The organism is Halocola ammonii (genome assembly GCF_049334165.1).
Classification (GTDB): Bacteria; Bacteroidota; Bacteroidia; order Flavobacteriales_D; family Sanyastnellaceae; genus JBEGHD01.
Genome location: NZ_JBEGHD010000002.1, coordinates 69,833 through 90,421, shown reverse-complemented (window position 1 = coordinate 90,421; position 20,589 = coordinate 69,833). Strand labels below are relative to the sequence as shown.

19 protein-coding genes are annotated in these 20,589 nt (G+C 44.9%); 6 read left to right on the top strand and 13 right to left on the bottom strand.

Translation table 11 applies throughout. From position 1 onward, the window contains the following. The gene (nadC, locus tag ABHV44_RS02595; RefSeq protein ID WP_459073086.1) at positions 1-843 is read right to left on the bottom strand and encodes a carboxylating nicotinate-nucleotide diphosphorylase; all 843 of its coding nucleotides are present in this window, start codon (positions 841-843) and stop codon (positions 1-3) included. Positions 844-955: 112 nt separating this feature from the next. Beyond that, positions 956-1,333, bottom strand: a complete 378-nt coding sequence (locus tag ABHV44_RS02590) for a DUF4783 domain-containing protein (protein ID WP_459073085.1) — start codon at positions 1,331-1,333, stop codon at positions 956-958. A 111-nt stretch (positions 1,334-1,444) separates the two neighbouring features. Between ABHV44_RS02590 and rlmH the strand changes: the two genes are divergently transcribed. Further along, positions 1,445-1,918 carry a 23S rRNA (pseudouridine(1915)-N(3))-methyltransferase RlmH gene (gene rlmH, locus ABHV44_RS02585; RefSeq protein ID WP_459073084.1) on the top strand — a complete coding sequence of 158 codons (474 nt, stop codon included), beginning with the start codon at positions 1,445-1,447 and terminating at the stop codon, positions 1,916-1,918. On the opposite strand, the gene ABHV44_RS02580 is transcribed toward rlmH, so the two are convergent. The 6 genes from ABHV44_RS02580 to atpD all read right to left on the bottom strand — a co-directional run bounded on the left by ABHV44_RS02580 (position 1,915) and on the right by atpD (position 7,704). Then, positions 1,915-2,508 carry an HAD family hydrolase gene (locus ABHV44_RS02580; protein WP_459073083.1) on the bottom strand — a complete coding sequence of 198 codons (594 nt, stop codon included), beginning with the start codon at positions 2,506-2,508 and terminating at the stop codon, positions 1,915-1,917. The two genes, rlmH and ABHV44_RS02580, sit on opposite strands and share 4 nt — an antisense overlap. Positions 2,509-2,512: 4 nt before the next feature. Beyond that, the gene (locus tag ABHV44_RS02575) at positions 2,513-3,379 is read right to left on the bottom strand and encodes a decaprenyl-phosphate phosphoribosyltransferase (RefSeq protein ID WP_459073082.1); all 867 of its coding nucleotides are present in this window, start codon (positions 3,377-3,379) and stop codon (positions 2,513-2,515) included. 1 nt (position 3,380) lies between these two features. After that, on the bottom strand, positions 3,381-4,034 hold the full coding sequence (locus ABHV44_RS02570) for a class I SAM-dependent methyltransferase (protein WP_459073081.1): 654 nt from the start codon (positions 4,032-4,034) through the stop codon (positions 3,381-3,383). Then, entirely contained in the window at positions 4,021-5,754 is a 1,734-nt protein-coding gene (locus ABHV44_RS02565) for a hypothetical protein (RefSeq protein ID WP_459073080.1), read from the bottom strand. The genes ABHV44_RS02570 and ABHV44_RS02565 overlap by 14 nt, the downstream gene beginning before the upstream one ends. Before the next feature lie 175 nt (positions 5,755-5,929). Continuing rightward, positions 5,930-6,166 carry an ATP synthase F1 subunit epsilon gene (gene atpC / locus ABHV44_RS02560; protein WP_459073079.1) on the bottom strand — a complete coding sequence of 79 codons (237 nt, stop codon included), beginning with the start codon at positions 6,164-6,166 and terminating at the stop codon, positions 5,930-5,932. Positions 6,167-6,186: 20 nt separating this feature from the next. Then, positions 6,187-7,704 (bottom strand): F0F1 ATP synthase subunit beta, encoded by a 1,518-nt coding sequence (gene atpD, locus ABHV44_RS02555; protein ID WP_459073078.1) that lies wholly within the window; start codon positions 7,702-7,704, stop codon positions 6,187-6,189. Between the two features lie 181 nt (positions 7,705-7,885). Between atpD and ABHV44_RS02550 the strand changes: the two genes are divergently transcribed. The 5 genes from ABHV44_RS02550 to ABHV44_RS02530 are packed head-to-tail and all read left to right on the top strand — an operon-like array spanning position 7,886 to position 10,767. Further along, entirely contained in the window at positions 7,886-8,815 is a 930-nt protein-coding gene (locus tag ABHV44_RS02550; protein WP_459073077.1) for a bifunctional riboflavin kinase/FAD synthetase, read from the top strand. Then, positions 8,812-9,426: a leucine-rich repeat domain-containing protein gene (locus ABHV44_RS02545; protein WP_459073076.1), complete on the top strand. Its 615-nt coding sequence runs from the start codon at positions 8,812-8,814 to the stop codon at positions 9,424-9,426. Before ABHV44_RS02550 ends, ABHV44_RS02545 begins: the two co-directional genes overlap by 4 nt. A 27-nt stretch (positions 9,427-9,453) precedes the next feature. Beyond that, positions 9,454-9,711 carry a hypothetical protein gene (locus tag ABHV44_RS02540; RefSeq protein ID WP_459073075.1) on the top strand — a complete coding sequence of 86 codons (258 nt, stop codon included), beginning with the start codon at positions 9,454-9,456 and terminating at the stop codon, positions 9,709-9,711. Further along, a complete protein-coding gene (gene pnuC / locus ABHV44_RS02535; protein WP_459073074.1) occupies positions 9,704-10,246 on the top strand; it encodes a nicotinamide riboside transporter PnuC in 543 nt (180 codons plus the stop codon). The genes ABHV44_RS02540 and pnuC overlap by 8 nt, the downstream gene beginning before the upstream one ends. Then, positions 10,243-10,767: an AAA family ATPase gene (locus ABHV44_RS02530; RefSeq protein WP_459073073.1), complete on the top strand. Its 525-nt coding sequence runs from the start codon at positions 10,243-10,245 to the stop codon at positions 10,765-10,767. Before pnuC ends, ABHV44_RS02530 begins: the two co-directional genes overlap by 4 nt. Before the next feature lie 59 nt (positions 10,768-10,826). Here ABHV44_RS02530 and ABHV44_RS02525 read toward each other — a convergent pair whose 3' ends face one another. The 5 genes from ABHV44_RS02525 to ruvA all read right to left on the bottom strand — a co-directional run bounded on the left by ABHV44_RS02525 (position 10,827) and on the right by ruvA (position 20,557). After that, entirely contained in the window at positions 10,827-11,534 is a 708-nt protein-coding gene (locus ABHV44_RS02525) for an energy transducer TonB (protein ID WP_459073072.1), read from the bottom strand. Positions 11,535-11,582: 48 nt separating this feature from the next. Then, positions 11,583-11,990, bottom strand: a complete 408-nt coding sequence (locus tag ABHV44_RS02520) for a VanZ family protein (protein ID WP_459073071.1) — start codon at positions 11,988-11,990, stop codon at positions 11,583-11,585. A gap of 13 nt (positions 11,991-12,003) precedes the next feature. Continuing rightward, the gene (gene gcvH, locus ABHV44_RS02515; protein WP_459073070.1) at positions 12,004-12,378 is read right to left on the bottom strand and encodes a glycine cleavage system protein GcvH; all 375 of its coding nucleotides are present in this window, start codon (positions 12,376-12,378) and stop codon (positions 12,004-12,006) included. 104 nt (positions 12,379-12,482) lie between these two features. After that, positions 12,483-19,967 (bottom strand): T9SS outer membrane translocon Sov/SprA, encoded by a 7,485-nt coding sequence (gene sov, locus ABHV44_RS02510; protein WP_459073069.1) that lies wholly within the window; start codon positions 19,965-19,967, stop codon positions 12,483-12,485. A gap of 5 nt (positions 19,968-19,972) precedes the next feature. Beyond that, a complete protein-coding gene (gene ruvA, locus ABHV44_RS02505; protein WP_459073068.1) occupies positions 19,973-20,557 on the bottom strand; it encodes a Holliday junction branch migration protein RuvA in 585 nt (194 codons plus the stop codon). Positions 20,558-20,589 lie beyond the last annotated feature (32 nt).

Here is a 20,589-nt window from a genome sequence, read left to right as displayed (position 1 = left end):
TCAATCTATCGCTTTTAGACTCAGGTCAACGTTGTGTACACTGTGCGTGAGTGCTCCCATGGAAACAAAGTCAACACCGCACTTTGCGTAATCCAAAACAGTTTCTTCTGTAATTCCTCCAGAAGCTTCTGTTTCGGCTTCGTCTCCAATTCTTTTTACCGCTTCTCGGATATCCTCATAGCTGAAGTTGTCGAGCATGATTCTGTCTACAGGGCCCGATTTCAAAATTTCTTCAACTTCGCTCAGGCTTCGAGCTTCAACTTCAATTTTGAGCGACAGTCCTTTCTTTTTTTGATATGTTTTTGCCCGGGAAATGGCCTCATCAATTCCGCCTGCATAATCGATGTGATTGTCTTTGATCATCATCATGTCGTACAACCCAAATCGGTGGTTTTCTCCTCCTCCGATCTTCACGGCAAGCTTTTCGAAAAAACGCAAGCCAGGCGTTGTTTTACGTGTATCCAAAACTCTGCATCCAGTTCCTTCGATAATGCTCGCAATTTTATTAGTCTTTGTAGCGATTGCACTCATGCGCTGCATCAGATTGAGGGCTAATCTTTCGGCCATTACAATTGAGCGTGACGCACCGCTGACGTGAAATGCAACATCTCCATACTTCACAAAATCGCCATCGCACAAGTGCACATCCACTTCCAGGTTTTGATCAACCATGTGAAATACCTCTTTGGCGATCTCCACACCTGCCAGCATCGCATCTTGCTTAACAAGCAGCTTCGCTTTGCCTTGCGCTTCGGCAGGAATACACGAGAGAGATGTGTGATCTCCATCTCCAAGGTCCTCTTTTAAAAAGCGCTGCAGCTGCTCTCTTACTTCACTATTCATTGCTCATTGGATTTTACTCAAAAGTAAAACTTCTGTCGTCTTTGAATAAAAAAAGCCCGCAGATATCAACTGCGAGCTTCATTTTGTTCGTCTGAAAAAGGTGATCGATTTCTTATTCAATTCTTAATTGTTCGATTTTCATCACGTTACTCTTTCCTTTGAGGAAAAAAGTCACTCTAAAAGAACCATTATCCGTTGTCAGGTCTCCAATTCGGTACTGGTCGTTGAGCTTCGATGTTCCTTCGTGCTTAACCTTAAATCCTGTTGGGTTGTGCTCCGCGAAAAACTTCTCGAGTACCTCGCGGGCTTCCTCAGGGGAGTAAACATCCTCTTCGTCCAAAACAGTCATGTCAACGTCCGCCTGAAAGTGATCCACAATCGCTGCTGCGTCTCCTTTTGCAAAAGCATTGCTAATCTCATTCGTAATGTCGTTTTGGGAAAAGACTCCAAAAGAGAGCATCAGTAGCGAAAATGTTATCAAAAATCTCATGAATTCTTCTTTAATGAGTTAGTCGGTCAGGTAAACAATTTCCGAGCCAATTTAAGAATAAATCATTTCCTTTGCTCAAGTCCCGCCCAACAAACAAATGCGAGCTTTCACATGAAGATTCAACTTATCGCTGTCGGCAAAACTGCTTTTCCTTACCTCAAGCAAGGTATGGAAATCTACTTGAATCGTCTCAAGCACTACGGCAAGTTCGAGTACCTGGAAATTCCCGATGTAAAACAAGGTAAGAACTGGACCAGTGAACAGGTGAAGCAGACCGAAGGAAAAAAAATTTTGGACAAGGTCGAGGCCGGTGATCGCTTGGTGTTATTGGATGAAAATGGAAAGGCCTACACTTCCCGACAGTTTGCCAAATACTTTCAACAGTGGTTTCTTTCGGGAGAAAAGAAGTTGGTTTTCGTAATCGGTGGTGCTTTTGGCTTTTCGGATGAAGTGTATGCAAGGAGTAATGGAAAAGTTTCACTTTCGAAAATGACTTTTTCTCACCAGATGATCCGGCTTTTTGCTCTCGAGCAAATATATCGTGCTCAGACAATACTCAAAGGAGAGTCCTATCACAATGATTAGCGAAAAGGCCTGTAGAATTTCCTGGTCGCAAGCTCCATCATTTCACGATCGCCACGGGAATCTCCATACACCAAAATCTCTCGATACTCCGAAAGATCAATTACGGAAAGAATCCGATTGACCTTCTCTGATCCGTAGCAGTTTGGAGTTTGAAACTTTCCTGTCAGTTTGCCTCCAGCCACTTCAAGCTGGGTACAAATCAATTCCATGTTGTGATCTTTACTAAAAGGCTCAAGGTAGTTCTGAATTGAAGCTGAAACCAAAACAACCCGGTGACCTTTTTCACAGTGTTCTTTAATACTTGCAAGGGCCTCAGGGTAAAGATCATTCTTAAGCACTTTTCCGTAGAACTCTCGTGACTTTCGATCGAATTGCTGAAAGCTTTCGCCCGAAAAGGCCATTTCAAAAAGTCGCTCCTTTGCATCTCCATTCTTTATTCGCCCGAGCTTAAACTTTGCATACACAGGGACGAACCGGCTCATGAGCTTGATAAATTCTCGCCTCGGAAAATAGAATTTTAGGAACAGAAGCAGACTATCCGATTTGGAAATCGTACCGTCAAAGTCGAAGAGTACAACTGTCCTGCTCATGGCATTACTTGAAATAAATAATGAAAGCAAAAACACTCAACCACAACAGCACCACAATCTGGATAAAACGATCGCGAAAAGCCAGATCGGTGGGAGCGCCCCCTCTATTTTCCACAAAAAGCGCCTGGAGGTAGCGTAGCAGTCCTATCATCACCAGAGCCGATGAAAGCAAAGCCAGATAGATTTTTCCCTGAAAGTAAGGGGAGAAATAGGTGTACATGATATAGCACACAATCATCAGTGCCGATAACAGCACAATTGAACTGTCGAGATAAAACTGATTGTAATGCTCATTCACCGGCCGCAGGCTTCTGGCATTCTCGACTCCATCTCTAAAGTCATCTCTCCGTTTGCCAACTACAATGAACATCGAGAAAAGGAAAGTCATAAGAAGAAGCCAAAAGGAGAGCTCTACCTGCACCAGCTCAGCTCCAGCCGCAACCCGGAGCACAAAGCCCGATGAAACTATGAGCAAGTCTAGAATCGATACTTTCTTGAGGCCCAGAGAATACAAAACATTGAGAACAACATAAATAGCGAGGATCCAAACAAACTGACTGTTGAGGTAGACTACAATGCCGACAATAGCCGCTACGAGCATGCTGAATCCAGCAGCCAGCGCCAGCGGGATAGATACCTTACCTGAAGCAAGAGGTCTTTGTTTTTTTATTGGATGGAGTTTGTCGAACTGAAGGTCGCGCCAATCATTAAAAATGTAAATGGAACTAGCCGCAAGCGAAAAAGCTACAAATCCGATTGCGAGATCAAAAAGGTTTAAAGTATTGATTGCGCCACCAAAAAATGCCGGCAAAAACACAAACACGTTTTTAATCCACTGCCTCGGTCGCATTAGTTTGATCAGCTCGCCCATTCTAAAGTTTTTTCAATACTAATGTAAAATGTGGATACAGCCACATTCTCCTTTCACTGTGGTGTTCTAAAGTGAGCGGAAGTTGATTAAGAAACCTCACTAACTCAGTGCTTCTGGGTTCATTACCAGCTTCACCTGCCAGCAATAAGTCGTGAAATTTATTCCAGAAAGAAAGGAATGACGATCCTTCGATATCCTTAAAAATCAGCGTTGCTCCAGATCTCATTTTACCCACCAATTGCTCAAGAAATTGCAGCTGGTTTTTCCTGGGAATGTGATGAAAGACATCAATCATCACCACAAAATCAAAATCGAAAATAACTTCTGGAATTTCACTTCCATCAAAAACTCTTAGGTCGATCGGTAGTGCTGATTCGTTTTCCAACAGGGCGTTTGCATTTCGGATCAACTCTTCTGAAATCTCCACGCCTCCCAACTTAGAGGGATTGCGAAACTCATTAACGAGACTCAAAAACATCCCCGAACCGCAACCTATGTCATAAACCGAACTCTGCTCGGGAATCAATTCCAACAGATCGTCAAAAGGACAAATCACCGGTCGGTAGGCAATCTTTAATTTATCCAGGAAACCAGCATCAGACGGTTGCTGATTTTTCAGGAAACTTATCAGTTGTCGGTTTTCAATTTTGGGCATCTTGTTTTCCTTTCCAGTACATATAATCAACATTTTCCTTTAGTGCACTATCCAGTGGAATGCCTTCTTCTACAGCATAAACTCTAATGCCCTCATACCATTCTGGTGAATTGAGAATATCTTCTAAGATTTTCTTTTTGAGTTCTTCTTTCCTTGTTCGCTCGATGTAATGAACTAGTGTGTCCTGGTCTTGTTCGTAGCCCAGAGCTTCGAGATCATCCGGGTTTAGATACGCATAACCGTGATAGTAGTCAAATCCGGGGTTTAGCTCCTCCAGTACCTCCCGATCAACTCCACGATACTCAAGTTGCCAAATAGCTCCGTTGTAAACCAGCATCTTCACGATCCTATTTTCTTCGTTTGTGTAGATCATCACTGAGTCGGTGGTTGACAACTCAAACTCGCTATTTCTGGTCATGAAGACGTAGGGATCAGGGTTATACCAGGAAGGATGGTTATTCAAAACCCAGGTAGAAATTGAATTGAATCGATTGACGTCCCAGGTGATTTTGGTAAAGTCGTATTGCAAAAAGACAACTAGCGACTGACTTATTATCAGCAATCCAAAAATTGAGTAGAATGCGCCTTTTTTTAGTTTGCTCAACCTGGCAAAGAGCACAACAATTACAATCGCTGAAGTCCACACCGTGTAACGGTTGGCCACGGCATGAGTATGACTCCAGTTAATCATCTGCATAAAGATGATCGACATCAAAAGAATAGAAAGCAGCATAAGGTACATACGGTTAAAGCGCTGTCGAATTAAATCGTAGATAAAAACTCCGATCATCGTCAATAGGATGAGCGGTATGACCAAAATCATACCCTGGTCGAGGTCAAAGAAAAAGTTGAACAGTCTTCTCAGGTCCACGACCTCAGTGCTCAGGTTTCCCGAATCAGCTATCAAACTCGGTGTTCCAAAATGTATTAGGTAAAAAATGGAAGGAACCACTATCCAGAAGCTAGAAAAGAAAAGCTTCACCAGAACTTTCCACTTGATGTCTTCAACTATGAGAATCTCCACAAAAACCACTAAGGCTGGAATAAATAGTGGTGGGTAGTGAACGGCCGCCAATGAAAATGCCAACAACGAGCTGTACCGCCTCTTCACAAAGAAAAGCAGAACGCCCAGAAAGGTGAGCACTCCTCCCCAAACTTCTGCATGGGCCCAATCCAGATACCAGAGCATCGGTGAGAAAATCAAGAGCAATGAAAGGACCGTGCGATAACCTTTGGTGACCTCTCTCAACCTTGAGATCAACCAAAGGCCGAAAAACATTATAAAGAGGTTCGTGATGAAGAAGGTTGACCTGATGTCTCCATTCCAACTTGACAAGAGAGCACGGGCCGGTACATTTACCAAAGAGTAAAGCCAGAAATGATAAGAGTAATAATCACCCTGGTTAGTCCTGAAAAAACCATTGTATTCGTCTTTGTCAGAAGCAATGGAATCCTGCAAATTCAGAAAAAGTCGCTTGCGGTGGATCTGAAAATCATTTTTCTGTAAATAGTCCATATAACTGTCGATATCACTCTGACGAATTTCAGGACTAGCGTGATTGTGCAAGGCCTCTGTCATAAGAATGTACTCCGGTCCATCTCCATAGGGGTAATGGTGAAGTTTGTCGGATACCACAGCAACGATGGTCACAAAAAGAACTAGCAGCAACAAGGCATAGTGCCAGCTTTTCACTTTTACGATGAATGATGGAAATTGCATCTGTAGCTAAATTGAGAAAGTCTGGTTGTGGGTAATTTCACTAATTAAAAGTCAGCTTTAAGCTGCGCTACTAAAGTAGCAACTTTGTCAGAGGTTAAACCTTTGCTATCCGTAAACTAAAGAAGCCAACCTTTTAACGGGTTGGCTTCTCTGATAAAATTATTTCACCGGTAATTTACTCGGCAAGAACGATCACTCTGTTTTTGAGAACTTCAACAGTTCCTCCAGCAACTTCGATCGTTTGTTCTTTACCTTTTTCATCCTTCAGGGTGATCACACCTTTCTTGAGAGAAGTAATCATTGGCGCGTGGTTTTCCAACACACCCAGGCTACCGTCAAGTGCCGGTAACTTCAGAGACTTCGCTTCTCCTGAAAAAATGGTTTCGTCCGGTGTAAGAATTTCTATTTGCATCTTATCTCAATATTCTCTGTTTATGACTTCGATTCTGCAAGCATTTTCTTACCTGCTTCTACTACGTCTTCAATAGTTCCCTTGAGGTTGAATGCTGCCTCTGGGTACTCATCCATTTCACCATCGAGAATCATGTTGAATCCTTTGATCGTGTCTTCGATAGACACAAGCACACCTTGCAGTCCGGTAAACTGCTCCGCTACGTGGAATGGTTGAGAAAGGAAACGCTGGATTTTACGTGCGCGGTAAACAGCTTGCTTGTCTTCTTCAGAAAGCTCGTCCATACCGAGGATGGCGATGATATCCTGAAGCTCTTTGTAGCGCTGAAGAATCTCTTTTACGCGCTGTGCACAACGGTAGTGCTCTTTTCCTACGATATCTTCGGTGAGAATTCTTGAAGTTGAATCCAATGGATCCACAGCTGGGTAAATTCCGAGCTCTGCAATCTTACGACTCAATACTGTAGTGGCATCGAGGTGGGCAAAAGTTGTTGCCGGTGCAGGGTCGGTCAAGTCATCCGCAGGAACGTAAACAGCCTGAACTGATGTAATCGAACCAGTTTTTGTAGAAGTAATTCGTTCTTGCATCTCACCCATTTCTGTAGCGAGAGTTGGCTGGTAACCCACGGCTGATGGCATACGACCGAGAAGGGCCGATACCTCAGAACCTGCCTGAGTGAAACGGAAAATGTTGTCAATAAAGAAGAGAATGTCTTTTCCACCTGCTTGATCGCCCTCATCACCTCCATCGCGGAAGTACTCAGCGAGCGTAAGTCCAGAAAGAGCAACACGTGCACGTGCTCCTGGAGGCTCGTTCATCTGACCGAAAACGAAAGAAGCTTTCGAAGTTTTGAGTGCTTCTTTATCAACTTTTGTAAGGTCCCATCCACCTTCTTCCATGGATTTGCTAAACTCCTTACCGTAGTTCACAATTCCCGATTCAATCATCTCACGTAGGAGGTCGTTACCTTCACGAGTACGCTCACCTACTCCGGCAAACACCGAGTAACCTTCGTATCCTTTGGCAATGTTGTTGATCAACTCCTGGATCAATACGGTTTTACCAACTCCGGCACCACCAAACAGACCAACTTTACCACCTTTTGAATAAGGCTCGATTAGGTCAATTACTTTAATCCCTGTGTAAAGAATTTCTGTAGAAGTTGAAAGGTCTTCAAACTTCGGTGCTTTACGGTGGATCTGGTAGCCCTCTTCCGAGTTCATTGTGTCGATACCATCAATTGCATCACCCACTACGTTAAAGAGTCTACCTTTAATCTTTTCTCCAATAGGCATGGTGATAGCGCGACCTTTGGCCACAACTTCGAGCCCTCTGCGAAGACCCTCGGTAGAGTCCATTGCAATCGTACGCACGGCATCTTCACCGATGTGCTGCTGGCATTCCAAAATAATTGTTTCTCCTCTTTCATTGGTGACGCTCAAGGCATCGAGGATGTTTGGCAATTTCTCTGCTCCTGCAAAGCTCACATCCACAACGGGACCAATCACTTGTGAGATTTTACCGGTGTTCTGGGACATCTTATTTAAATTTGTTTTGAGTTCTGAAAATCGGGGGCAAAACTACGGCTAATTCATTTATTAAACAACGCATGTTTGTATTTTTGTGACCACCTTTTGAGAGGAAAAACTCCGGCTTCTCACAGAGGTGTTATATTTGATCACTTGAGGAATTAGTAACCTTTTTTACCCCATCGCCAATTTGAAGATTTACAGAGACATCTCTTCTTTCAAAAATGTAGAAAAACCGATTTTCACTACAGGAACTTTTGACGGTGTCCACATCGGCCATCAAAAAATTATTTCAAGACTTAAAGACATTGCCCGTCAAAAAAGAGGCGAAACAGTGATGCTCACTTTTCATCCTCACCCAAGAATGGTGCTTTTTCCTGACGACCACGGACTGGAGCTCTTGAGCACTCCTGATGAAAAGGCCGAACTGCTCGAAAAAGCCGGAATCGATCATCTCATTGTTTATCCGTTTACCGAGGAATTCAGCAGAATGACTGCCGTGGAATATGTCCGCGACTTATTGGTGAATCAAATAGGAGTTGATACAGTAGTTGTGGGATACGATCACCACTTCGGTAGAAATCGCGAAGGTGACTTTGAGCAACTAAAAGAGTTTGCGCAGGTCTATAACTTTGATGTGGAAGAGATTCCAGCTCTCGATATCGAGAATGTGAATGTGAGTAGCACGAAAATACGGAAGGCACTTGCCGCAGGCGATGTGAAACGGGCGCATCAGTTTCTGAATCATCCTTATACGATTTCCGGAACGGTAGTTCGTGGTGAAGGACTGGGTAAAAAAATCGGCTTTCCAACAGCCAACATTTCTGTTGAAGAGTCGTACAAATTAATCCCGGCAAAAGGTGTCTATGCTGTGAAAGCAGAGATTGGAGAACAGACGTTTGACGGCATGTTGAACATCGGTACGCGACCAACTGTGACTAATGAAGACAGACAAACAATTGAAGTCCACCTATTTGGGCTAGAGAGCGAAATTTACGGAAGCAGAGTGACGTTAAGCTTGATGGATCGCATTCGTGATGAGGTTCAATTTAATAGTATTGAAGAACTGAAAGAACAGCTCAAAAAGGACAAAAAAAATTCAAAATCGATTCTGGAATGAAAAAAATCGTGATGCTGTTAGTGTTTGTGCTGAGCTTTACCATAGGCAAGGCACAACTCATCGAGTTCAAAAAGCTCGACACAGCGCGCGTTTATACTTCACTACAAGAAGCGATGAAGAACCCGGCATACGTTTATCGACTCGACCTTACTCGTGAGCGACTGCGAGAAGTTCCTTCCGAAATCTACCTTTTCACCAATTTGAACGAACTCATTCTGGACAGGAATAAGTTGAAAGTACTTCCTGACAGTTTGAACACACTGAGAAACCTCCAGATCCTGAGCGCTGAGCGAAACAAGCTCGACACCATCAACCCCGCCATTTGTAATCTTCCAAACCTCAGAGTTCTCAAACTTGGCGATAATTACATTGGTGGAATTCCAGATGAAATCAGCAATCTTCGTCAGTTGCGTGTTCTTTCGCTCTGGAGCAACGTCATTGCCTACTACCCTATCAGCCTGGCAAAGCTCAAAAACCTGGAAAGACTGGATCTCCTCGCCAATCAAATGACGGAATCTGAACAGAGACGAGTTCTTTCGCTTGTTGGCCCGAGTGTGCGCGTGGACATGTCTCAGCCGTGCGATTGCACTTTTGAAGATGCAGAAAATTAACTATCATGCGGCCCAAAACTGGTCTGCATGAAAATAAGCGCTGAAATGAGCCTCTATCCGCTAGAGGAAAAGTACGAGAAGCCAATCCTTGAATTTATCGACAAACTGAAATCGCATCCTGAACTCACTGTGAATGTCAACACGATGAGCACTCAGGTTTTTGGAGAGTTTGACACGGTGATGGACGAAATTAAAATCGCGATGAAGTCTACATTTTCCGAAGAGCTCGCCAGAATTTTGGTCGTCAAGTTTATTAACTCAGACCTGACACCGAAAGATGCCTAAAAAATCTACTCTAAAGGTTCTCGAAATTCTTGCCGTAATTTTCGGACTGGCCTACACCTATCTCTACGCCATTGAAGTTGTATGGTGCTGGCCATTCGCAATTCTTGGATCGTCCATTTTCGTTTACCTGTGCTATGTCCGAAGAATTTATGCAGAGAGCTTCCTACAGCTTTTCTATGTCCTCATGGCCTTTTATGGATACTTTTCAACTTCTGGAGAATTTGAGCGAACCTACTGGACAGTAGGCAACCACCTTCTCCTGATTGGCACTGCAGCAGTTATCAACGTTGGGCTTGGCTATTTTCTGAAAAGGCAAACAGATTCAGCGCTCCCTTTTCTCGATGCCTTTACTACGGTGTTCAGCATTTTTGCCACCTGGGTGATGGTGAACTATGTCCACGAAAACTGGCTTTATTTCATCGTGATTGACGCGGTTTCCGTTTGGCTCTACTACAAGAGAAAACTCTACTACGGTGCGATTCTATTTGTGATTTACACCGTTATTTCAATCCTTGCTTACTTTCATTACCTGTGAAAAACACTCCTTTTGAAATAGCAATAGTTGGCCCTGAGTGCTCAGGAAAAACCACCCTTGCGCGTGAACTGGGAAAAGAGTTCAATGCTCCGGTTATTCCTGAAATTGCCCGGGACTACCTCAGTGAAATCGGAAAAAACTACAACCTGAAAGACGTCAACACAATTGCCCAGCTCCAAAAAAGCGAAGCACTAAAATTTCTTGAAGATAAGCCAGAAACTCTCATTCACGACACCGAGATACTGACGATCAAAATCTGGCAGGAAGAAAAATGGCAAGAACCGTCTGCCCTGGTTATGGACCTTTGGGAAGAACAATCCTTTGACCTCTACCTCTTGTGCTACCCCGACTTGCCATGGGAAGACGATGGATTGAGAGAAAATCCAATCGACCGGGAGAGACTTTTCAAAATCTATGAGAAACAGCTCAAAGAGTCCAACGCCACTTTCACAACAATCAGTGGCCTGGGCCCTACGAGACTTGAGGAGGCAATGCAGGCCGTTGTGAATTTAAGGTCATAAAAAAAGCTGCCCCCAAGAGGAAGCAGCTTCAAATTTTTTCTTTTTCCAGTAATTCTCTTCTAGCGAAGTGTAAATCTCACCGGAACGTTGTACTGCACTTTCACAGCTTTACCACGTTGTTTTCCAGGCTCGAATTTCGGTAGATCATTTACTACTCTCAGTGCCTCTTTATCGAGACGAGGGTCAACCTCTCTCAACACTCGAGCATCTTCCACTTCACCTTTTTCATTCACAACGAATCCAACGAAAACAGTTCCCTGAATTCCAGATTCTTTTGCGATACGTGGATAAGTGGTGTTTTGAGAGATATACTTGATGATTTCTCCCTGCGTGCATTGCTGCTGCTGATCCTTGTCTTTAATGTTTTCACATGCTGGCAAAGTCGGCATGTCCTCTACCACCATGAAGATTTCCTCTTCCTCCGGCTCCTCAGCAACTTCCACTTCTTCAAACTCTGTTTCCTCAGTCACCTCGAGGTCCTCGATCTCAAGTTCGTCTTCGATTTCTTCATCATCTTCCACGATTTCGATCACAGTAGTCGGCTGTGGCGGTGGAGGTGGTGGAGGTGGCGGGGTCATTACGTTGGGAGGCACAACCTCATCTTCGAGAAGGTCGAGGTCAACGTTGCCCATGTAAACTTCAGTTTTCGTGTAATTGGTCCACTGAAAAGCTGAAAGAGTAATGGCCAAAATGCCGACCATTCCCAGGAAAAACCAGAGGTTTCTCCTTTTCTCCAAATTCGCTTCTGGCGTCTTTCTAGGTTTCATATTCGATTATAATTTAGAGGTGCCTAAAGGTAGGCATTTTTGAGAATGTCAAAACTTTGTACGCGATAATTCACGTCCGTAAATAATTCTAAAAATCACAATTCCAAAAATTACGCCAAGGCTATTGGCCACAAAATCGTAAATGTCGGAATGTCGTTCTTCAAAGGCAGCACCCTGGATTAATTCCAGAACTCCTCCGTAAATTACTCCGATAATAATGGCATATCTAAACGGGTGCGCATTGAGACCATTTATCAGGTTTTGTCTGCGAAAGCCAGCGGCCATGGTTAAAGACAAAATGGCAAAGCAAACGAGATGCGCCAGTTTATCGAGGCTCATGGCTTGCCAAAAACTCATGCTCTCCAGATCGCTTCCGGGAATGGAGTACAAACCCATCACCACGATCATCCACAAAAACCAGAGGATGTTATGTCTTAGAAAACGACTGATCCCCATCCGTTATTTCGGTTTATGAAATTTCTTTCTCGTAGTCTTCGGCACTCATCAGGTGATCGAGATTTTCATCTTCAACCTCAATTTTGATGAGCCAACCTTTGCCATAGGCGTCTTCGTTGACCAACTCCGGGTTGTCTTCCAACTCTTCATTGAATTCAATGACTTTCCCAGCCAATGGCATAAACAAATCGGAAACAGTTTTTACTGCTTCAATGGTACCGAAAACTTCTTCGTTTTCGAGCTCCTCGCCTTCGCTGTCAATTTCAACAAAAACGATATCGCCAAGCTCGCCCTGTGCATAGTCAGTGATTCCCACTGTAGCTACTCCACCTTCCAGACGCACCCATTCGTGGTCCTTGGTGTACTTCAGATCTTTGGGTATATTCATTCCTCTCTCTTAAAAAAATTAGCAATTTGAGTCACAAACTTAAATCTTTTCGTGGCATTCTAAAGCTTCGCGACCCCGCTCTCACACATTTTTTTCAACCAGTGTTACTGACTCAAAGTGAAACGCAGGGCAATTCCTGAATTGATATTGGAAGTGGGGAAGGAAGTGGAGATTTTAGGGCGGGTAAGCTGTTGATCGTAAAAGACTCTCACTGTTAGTTTGTTGCTCACGCTCAGGTCTGCAGAAGTTTTAATCGAAATGATTTTTTGACCTGCAGTTACCTGGTTTTGTCTTTCTTCCATTTTTCGAATTACCGTGAGGTTATCGCGAATGGTGAGGTCAGCCCTCAAGTTCAGCGGTGAGTTCTCGAGCATTTCCACTCCAAGGCGACTTTTTCTGTTACGCTTGATAAATGGGTTCGGAATTTCTGGAATCGTGTAGCCAATCCCTATCACGAGTGCTTCACCACGGTTTTCGGTCACCTGGTTGTTCGACAAACTCAAGGAGAGCGTTCTGTCTTTTTTGTACTCGACTCTCAGTTGCGGATTGTTGTTGTTAGCAGTTTTGATGGTCATGTCCACACCGATGAGTGGCGAAAACTGCTCGCTAATGCTCACTGTGTTGATCACTCGTTCGGGAATGTAATTCGGGAAATCTACAGACTGGTCAAACGCAGTTGGATTACCCTGTGCATCCTCTTCGTAGTTGAGGTTGGTGGTGTAGTTGGTGGTCATTGTTGAACGGTAGCTGTGGTTCAACGAGAAGTTCTTGAAGAACTTCTTGATACCTTCAATTTTAGTCAATCCATTGTAAGTCACTCGCCAGTTCGGCATCATCTTCGACTGGAAAGGATTGAGTGCAACATCATTCACATCACGACCGGTGTAAGCCGCAAGGAATGCTGGAATCACAACATTCTGCGAAGTTGGCCCCCAACCGGAGTAGAATCCATTGTTCTGCAGCGAATCTGTTCCGAAGTTGTGGTATTCCGCATTGAGTCGTTGAGACACCAGCCTTCTGTTGTCAAGGAGTGTTTCAAAAGCCTGCGACACGTTGTTTTCCGGTTGCTCTTCAAATGCCGTAGCCCAGGTGATGATAGAACTGGAAAAACTCCCGGTTTCCATAGGCGAGTCAAAAACGTACTCGTCAGTTTCTGGATCGTAGCGGAAGAAGCTGGTAAGCCCGGTTGTGGTCGTTTGGTTCGCATCCAGATCGATCTTCAGATACTTTATCGGCTCGAGGCTTGCTCGAAGATTTAACGATTCGTTGAAAGTTTCGCTGTACTGTGTATTCAGGAATTGCTGCTGAACAAGCCAGCCATTTTGACCAGCTTCGAGGGCGATATTCCGAACTTCTTCGCCCCAAATATTTGTGTTCTGCTGACCTGCAATGAAACCAATGCCGGGCGCATTGAAGTTATCATCCATACCCAGAACAGTGGTGCTTCGGCCGTAACCGGGAAGCAACAAACCTTCGTTTCTGGAATAGGTACCAGATACGGTTTTGACCATCATCAATAGTCTGAAAAATTCCTGAACCGGATCGATACTGATTTTGTCCTCCTCTTCATCTTCTACGTTTCCAAATCCGTCTTTATCCTGATTGGAGACTTCTTCTTCTTTTTTGTCGTCTTTATTTCTTTGCCCGGTATTGATATCTTTCAAAAACTTCCACTTGTTGTAAAGGGTAGTCATGTTGGCCTGAGCATTGAGCGACAGATTTCGCGAGTTTTGGATAGTGTTACCAAGAGTATCCTGGGAGAAAGGTGCTCTTTCCCATTGGTATGAAGCCGTGTAAGAAGCATCCGCCCCGAGGAAGTCGAGAAGAGGAAACTTATCCAGCGGCAGCTTGTAGTTGAGCCTTGCCGAATGGTTGTAATTCGTAGTCTCTCCAAATTCCATGATGCTGCTCATCACTGAGTCGCGGTAGGCTTCGTAAGAATCGCGGTCGTCTCTGTTAATAACCCCCTGTGGTTCTCTAATCAACGATTGGTTATTCGCATTGAAGTCGAAGGAAATGCTGTTGGTTAAATCGTACTTTAAGTTGTATTGCCTGTTCCAGTTCCAGGACTTCAGCACCTGCGTATTGATCAACACATCGGTTTCAATTCCGAAAAGATATTCAGTGTTATTTCGAATTCGCTGAGTTTCATACAACCGGTCCATGTCCGTTCTGAAGCCAATCTGCTTCACTCCGGTATAAAAGTTGAAGTCTTTAATGAACTTCAAAAATTTCGATTGCTTGATGAAGCCGATATTGGCAAATGGCTTAACCTCTGTCGGTTGGTTCGAGAAGTTGTAGCCGAGTGCACCCGTGTAATTCTTCGTCAGACGGAAAGCCGTATTGATATCTCTGTAGAACTCCTCGTTGTAGCCATAAGACAGCGTGAAGTTCGAAATGTCGTAGAATCGGCTTTTGCCGCCACCGCCACCAGCGCCACCTCCGGCACCTCCACGGCCTCCACCGAGACCACCTCGAGAGCCACCCGGGCCACCGCCTCCTCCACCACCGGGATTTCCGATGCGGACATTGGTGAAGTTAATGCTCCTTCTTTTTGTAAACTCCTGAGATATTTTTAGACGCTCTCTCCTCTCGTCACCGGTTAAGTTTCGTTGGTCGTCAAACTCGATGTCTGGCGAAAGTGGATCAAAGCGTGGGTTGGTCACTTGCTCCGAATATCCCACGTACATCGGTATTTGAATTCCGGATTCTTCCGGGAAAAACTTACCGAGCTGGAAGGTTCCCGAGGCGTCAAAACCTTTGATGGTTTCCTGCTGACGATCCTGAACAGTCTGCTCCAAACTTCCCCACCCTGGAGTACTGATGTTGGCGGCAAGAGAAACATTGGCAAAGTCGGCCAACTTTGCGTTCACGTTTGCCTGTGCGGCCCATCCACCTTCCTGGTTAAAGTCGGTTAGTCGAAGCTCGTTCACCCAAACAATTCCACACTTGGAAAGTCCATCATCGCTGGCAAACGGATTGTTTTCCTGTTGCGGATTTCGTATCCCGACCATCACGGTAACCACGTTGGCCAGGTTTGGATTTCCCTTTACTGTGAGCCTGGCTTTTCCATTTATCTCTGAAAACTCCTGAGTGGTCGGGAATTCCTGCGGTCTCGATATTTTCAGATTTTGAAGTTGGTCGAACTCAACCTCCACATCGTTTGCCTCGGGCCAGATGGCATCATCATCGTTAGTTCCCCATGGCGTTACTTCCAGCGGAATTTCGTACTCGTAGTAGTTTTCGTCAAAGTCGCTACCTAGCCGGACAAACACAGAAATATCTTTGTCTTCCAATTCTTCAAATTGACCTGCAGCTTCCGCGTGAACAAACATCTTCAGCTTCTCGTACATCCGCATATCGAAGTTTATATTCCGGTAAGCGGCCCGGGCATCGCCATCTGCCAAATTACAGACTTCGAGAGCCATCGACTGCTCGTTCAGCGAACGCTGGTTTGCTGTTGCCACGTCAATTTCCCTCTGAATCCCCGGAGGAACCACATATGGAATTGGATCGCGGTTTCCGTTTTGCTCGATGTTTACTGCGGCAATATTGAACGAAGTCGGCTCCGGGTCGGTAGGCTCCACCTCTTGCGGTTCACGCAAATCGTCCTGATAGGCACGCCATTCACTTCGCACAAGCTCGAGCTGTGCAAAACGCAGCGTCACCGGCTCCGACCAACCTTTCATAAACATCCTCATGAATCGAATCGAACGGAAATCCTGAATCTGCCCAATACGTTTTTCAAAGTCGCGAATTGGAATTTGGAACTGGTACCAACGAACGGTTCTGTTCTGGTTATTTTGAGTTTGAACCGTTGTTTCAAAAGAGTCGGTGATGTAATTCTGCCCGATGTTTCCTTCGCCCATATCCTGTGGACGCATGCTCACTTTGTACTGGTAGTAACTTTCGATAGTACTCAGAGTGAGGTCCTGATTGATGTCCTCGGTGTTTGGAATGGTAGTAGCCGCAATCGGATACCCATCTGGAGTAGCCGTGTTGGAGTTTCCTTCGTAGCCGTTGTATTGTTTGTAGCGTTCCAGAATATTTAGCTCGGCATCGTCAGCAGCAGAACTTCTGTAGTAAGCATAGTCGTCAGCAGAAGGGTCTTCAACATAGTTGTTGAAAGCATCCTGTGAAAAGCCCTGTACTTCAGCCAGCCAATCGGCAAAGAATTCAGACTCCGATGTACTTATCAAGTTCTGATTGTTGCTATTCAATCCATCCAGACCGATATCCTGCTGGACATAAGTTCCTGAAGTATTGTCAAATGCACTAACCACGTTGAAAGTGGAAGGATCGGGATAGAATCCCCATACGGACTCAAGCACTGGATAATCCTGCTCTGGTGTAGGATAACCATTCTCAAAACTCAACTGCGAATCGTTGAGCACATCTTCCGAAACGTTACCGAGGTTAATGTAAAGATCACCACCATTTTCGTTTTCAGAATCGGCATTGAAGGGGTCCATCACCCAGAACTGAATGAAAGTCACGTTACTAGCCTCAAAATCTGTGGTGGTCAGTGGTCTTTGGATACCGCCCCAACGAGACTCAGGATCCGCAAGAGTACCATCGGGATTCAGACCGGCAGTCTCGTTGGTTCCATTGGGTCGATCGTAGTTGTACTGACCTCTTTCTTCAGGGTAGTACGAAAGATCGAGCGTGGGAATGTTCGGTGGAGTTCCTGTCGGTAGCTGTCTGTTCGGGAAAACCTCACTTTGCAGAATTTCACGCATTCTGTGATCACTCTGCATTTCGTTGTCCACGTTTGGTGGAGTCAAACTGTTATCTCTAAAGAAAAGCGGGTCGATGATATACCAGCTCATCTTAGCGCGGTTGTAGTTGTAAATCAGAGAATCCTCGTAGGTAGCTTCCGGAAAAAGCTCCGGCTGACCTTTTGGAGTGCTCGCCAAAAACCACTGATTCACAGAACGCACATCGATCGAAGACTGGCTTCCCTCAAAATCATCGAGGTAAGAATTTCCATCTCGACCAATGGCCCTGGAGTGACCCGGAATGAAGTAAGCTGCCTCCGCATTGGCATCGATAGACGAAGTGGCCTTGGTATCGATGAACGGAATCTTGTCGACCATTCTGGTCAGGAAATCCGAATCAGTTTGATAGCTCACATCAGACCCGATGATCGTGTTGTTCACCGGTTCATCTCCAATATTCACTTTTTGAGTCAATGGGCGCTCACGCAAATTCAAAATTGTAGCTCCGATGTTCAGATCGTCATTCACCGTGTAGTCAAACCTACTACCAATCATGGTTTTGGTCTGGATGTTAAACATCGAGTTACTCTCGAGTGAGATCTTGATTGGCGTTCCGGAATCGAGCAGACCTTCATTTAAAATTCGTACTCTACCCAGATTGTAATCTACAGAGTAGTCCTGACCTTCAACAAGCTGAACACCACCGGCAGTAACCGTCACAGATCCTTCGGGAATGTTGAATGCCTCAAGTGGAATTTCGGAAGATGAAGACGACTGAAACTCACCCTTAAGACTGAATCGGTTGAGTGCTGGAATCTGTTGCGCTGCTGTTTTGGTCGAGTCGTAGAGCGGCTCAAAAACCACACTGTTGATCACACTTTCTGGGTTAGGGTTTCCCTCTTCAAAAATCTCGCGTAGCCAATCCCCAAAAGGCTCCACCACCGGTAAGTAGACTCGTCCATTTTCGGAGTTTATCGTCCCTCCCTGCGTTGCGGCATTGTCTACAAAATCGAACACACCATCTGGATTCGGCTGATTATTGACGTCAATTTGGTCCATGTTGAGCACCTGGAGGAAAAGCTCTCCATCGATGGGCTCGCGAGGGATGTAGTTCATGTCGACCCCAGTAGCAGGGTTGTTGTACCAAACACCGAGGCGGAAGTTTTCGCGATTCACTCCGTAGGCTCCGATGTTGTACACGTTTTTCATCATCAAATCCCACATTGGAGACTGAAGACTGGTGATACTACTTTTAAGCATCTTCAGGATGAGCGCATTCGGAGCTGCAAGTCCATCCTGAGAAAGCGAACCTACCTGATACGTTTCTCCATTGATTGTGTACTCGAAAGCAACGGCAAGTACCTCGGCATTGTTGAGCGACTGCTGAAGTGAGATAAAACCAAGGCGAGAGTTGTAGGAATACTCACTTGGGTCGAGCTTTCTGGCATTCCCCACTCGCTCGTAGTGAATCCCCTGTTGGTAGCCCATGTTCATTTGCTGAATAGCCTGATTGGCATTGGTAAAACCAAGCACGTCAGGATTATTCACCATGTCGTAGTAAATGTCGTTCTGGCTGTTGTCAGGGTATCTGCTCGGATTCACATTTGTCTCCGGACCATCAGTGAGCTGAGGAATTGGGAGTCCATCAGAAATGTATCGATCTCCAGGTTCGTCCTCGATATCTGGAGGCAGTGGCCCAGGATACTCACCAAGGTCGGTGAGGGCAATCACATTTCGAACTTCCTCGGTATTCGCCTGATTGTTCACCACCCAAACTTCTAGTCGGGTAATGTTCACTCCGGAATTTACAACCGGCAAACTGGAAAGGGCATCGTTGTACTGATCGCGGAAAAATTGAGAAAGGAAGTAGTGACGATTCGCTTCGTAGTCGTCCGCTTTGATGTCGAACAACTTTGTTTGAGCTCCGCCTTCAACTTCAATTTCTTTTCGTTCACCTTTTTGCTGTGAGAAAACCGTGGTGTTTCTCAGGCGGCCAAATTGCGTCTCGAGTTTGACACCAAACAAACTTTGCGAGCCGGTGATCAGGGATGTCGGCAGTGGCATGCTCACGTTACCGGCTTCAATCTTTTTGATGATTTCGTCTTCATCACCGGTATACTCGAGCTTCATTTGGTTTTCAAAGTCGAATGTCGCCTCGGTGTTGTAGCTCGTAGAAAGCTCGAGTTTCGTACCGATTTTACCTACTACATTCAATTGAATTCTCTGATCAAAATCGAAAGTAGAGATCTGCCTCTGATTTTCAGGAATTCGCGGGTTTTCCGTTTTTGAAACATTCACACCAAATGTGAGCTCTGCAGAACCCTGTGGACGAATCTCAATTTTGTCGCCCCCAAAAATAGTTCTGAACCTGTCGCTATCAACAGTTATCGAAGGAGCAAAAGGCTCTCTGTTGGCTTCGTCTTCTTCTGCCTGGTTTTCTGACCAGAATTTTGAAATGTTTTTGGAGATATCGTAATCGAGGTATTCGTCTAACGTCATTGAAGATGGTCTTCTAAAGTCGAAGTCCCCAATCGATTGTTGGATGATGTACTCCCCCGTCTCTGGATCGTAAACAACCTGATCATTGATATTATCTGGAAGCGGCAAGCTGATCCCCGAAGTTTCCGTGGTTCCCGGGCCGTCCTGATCGTGAGGCAGAGGTAAATCTATCCCTGAAGTATCTGGAGAAGCTGCGTAACTGGAAGGTTCTGGAGACTCGTCATTTGGTTCTTCAGCGGTTTCGCGCACGCTCTCTCTTTCCCATTTGAACTTTTTCAGATAGGAATTGTTGGCACTTGCAGTCCAGATTATGGACACACACGCGACAACACCAAGAGATTGAACAATATGAATAGCCTTAAACTTTCCCACAATTTCTAAAGACGTTTCAAGGCCTGCTTGATAAGCTCCTCCACTTCACTAATAGTTGGTTCGGTTTGCAACAGTTGGTCTAGTACTTTCCCCGCTTTCTTTTGATCAAAGCCTAGCGAGGACAAAGCGGTTAACGCTTCATTTTTTAGGCTATTGCCCAATGGAGAAACTTTTTCTTCTCCACCTTCTACCTTATCTATTTTATCCTGTAAATCAATGATTATGCGCTGGGCAGTTTTTGCACCGATACCCTTTACACTTTTGAAAAGTGCAGAGTCGCCAGCAGTAATTGCACTCTTCACCTCATCGGGGTTGAGAGAAGACAAAATCATTTGTCCGGTTGAAGCTCCAACCCCAGAAACGGAAATCAGTAAACGAAAGACGCTGCGCTCATCTTCTGACATAAATCCGAACAGCAAATGGGCATCGTCACGAATCACCTGATGGGTGAGCACCATTACATTTTCATCCTTGCCAAGGGCAGAAAATGTATTGAGTGAGATCTGAACGTAATACCCAACGCCCGAACACTCTACAACACAGTGAGTTGGCGACTTTTCTACTAGCTTTCCCTTAAGGTGATTAATCATAAGCCGGCTAAGATACTTTTGTTTGATTAAAT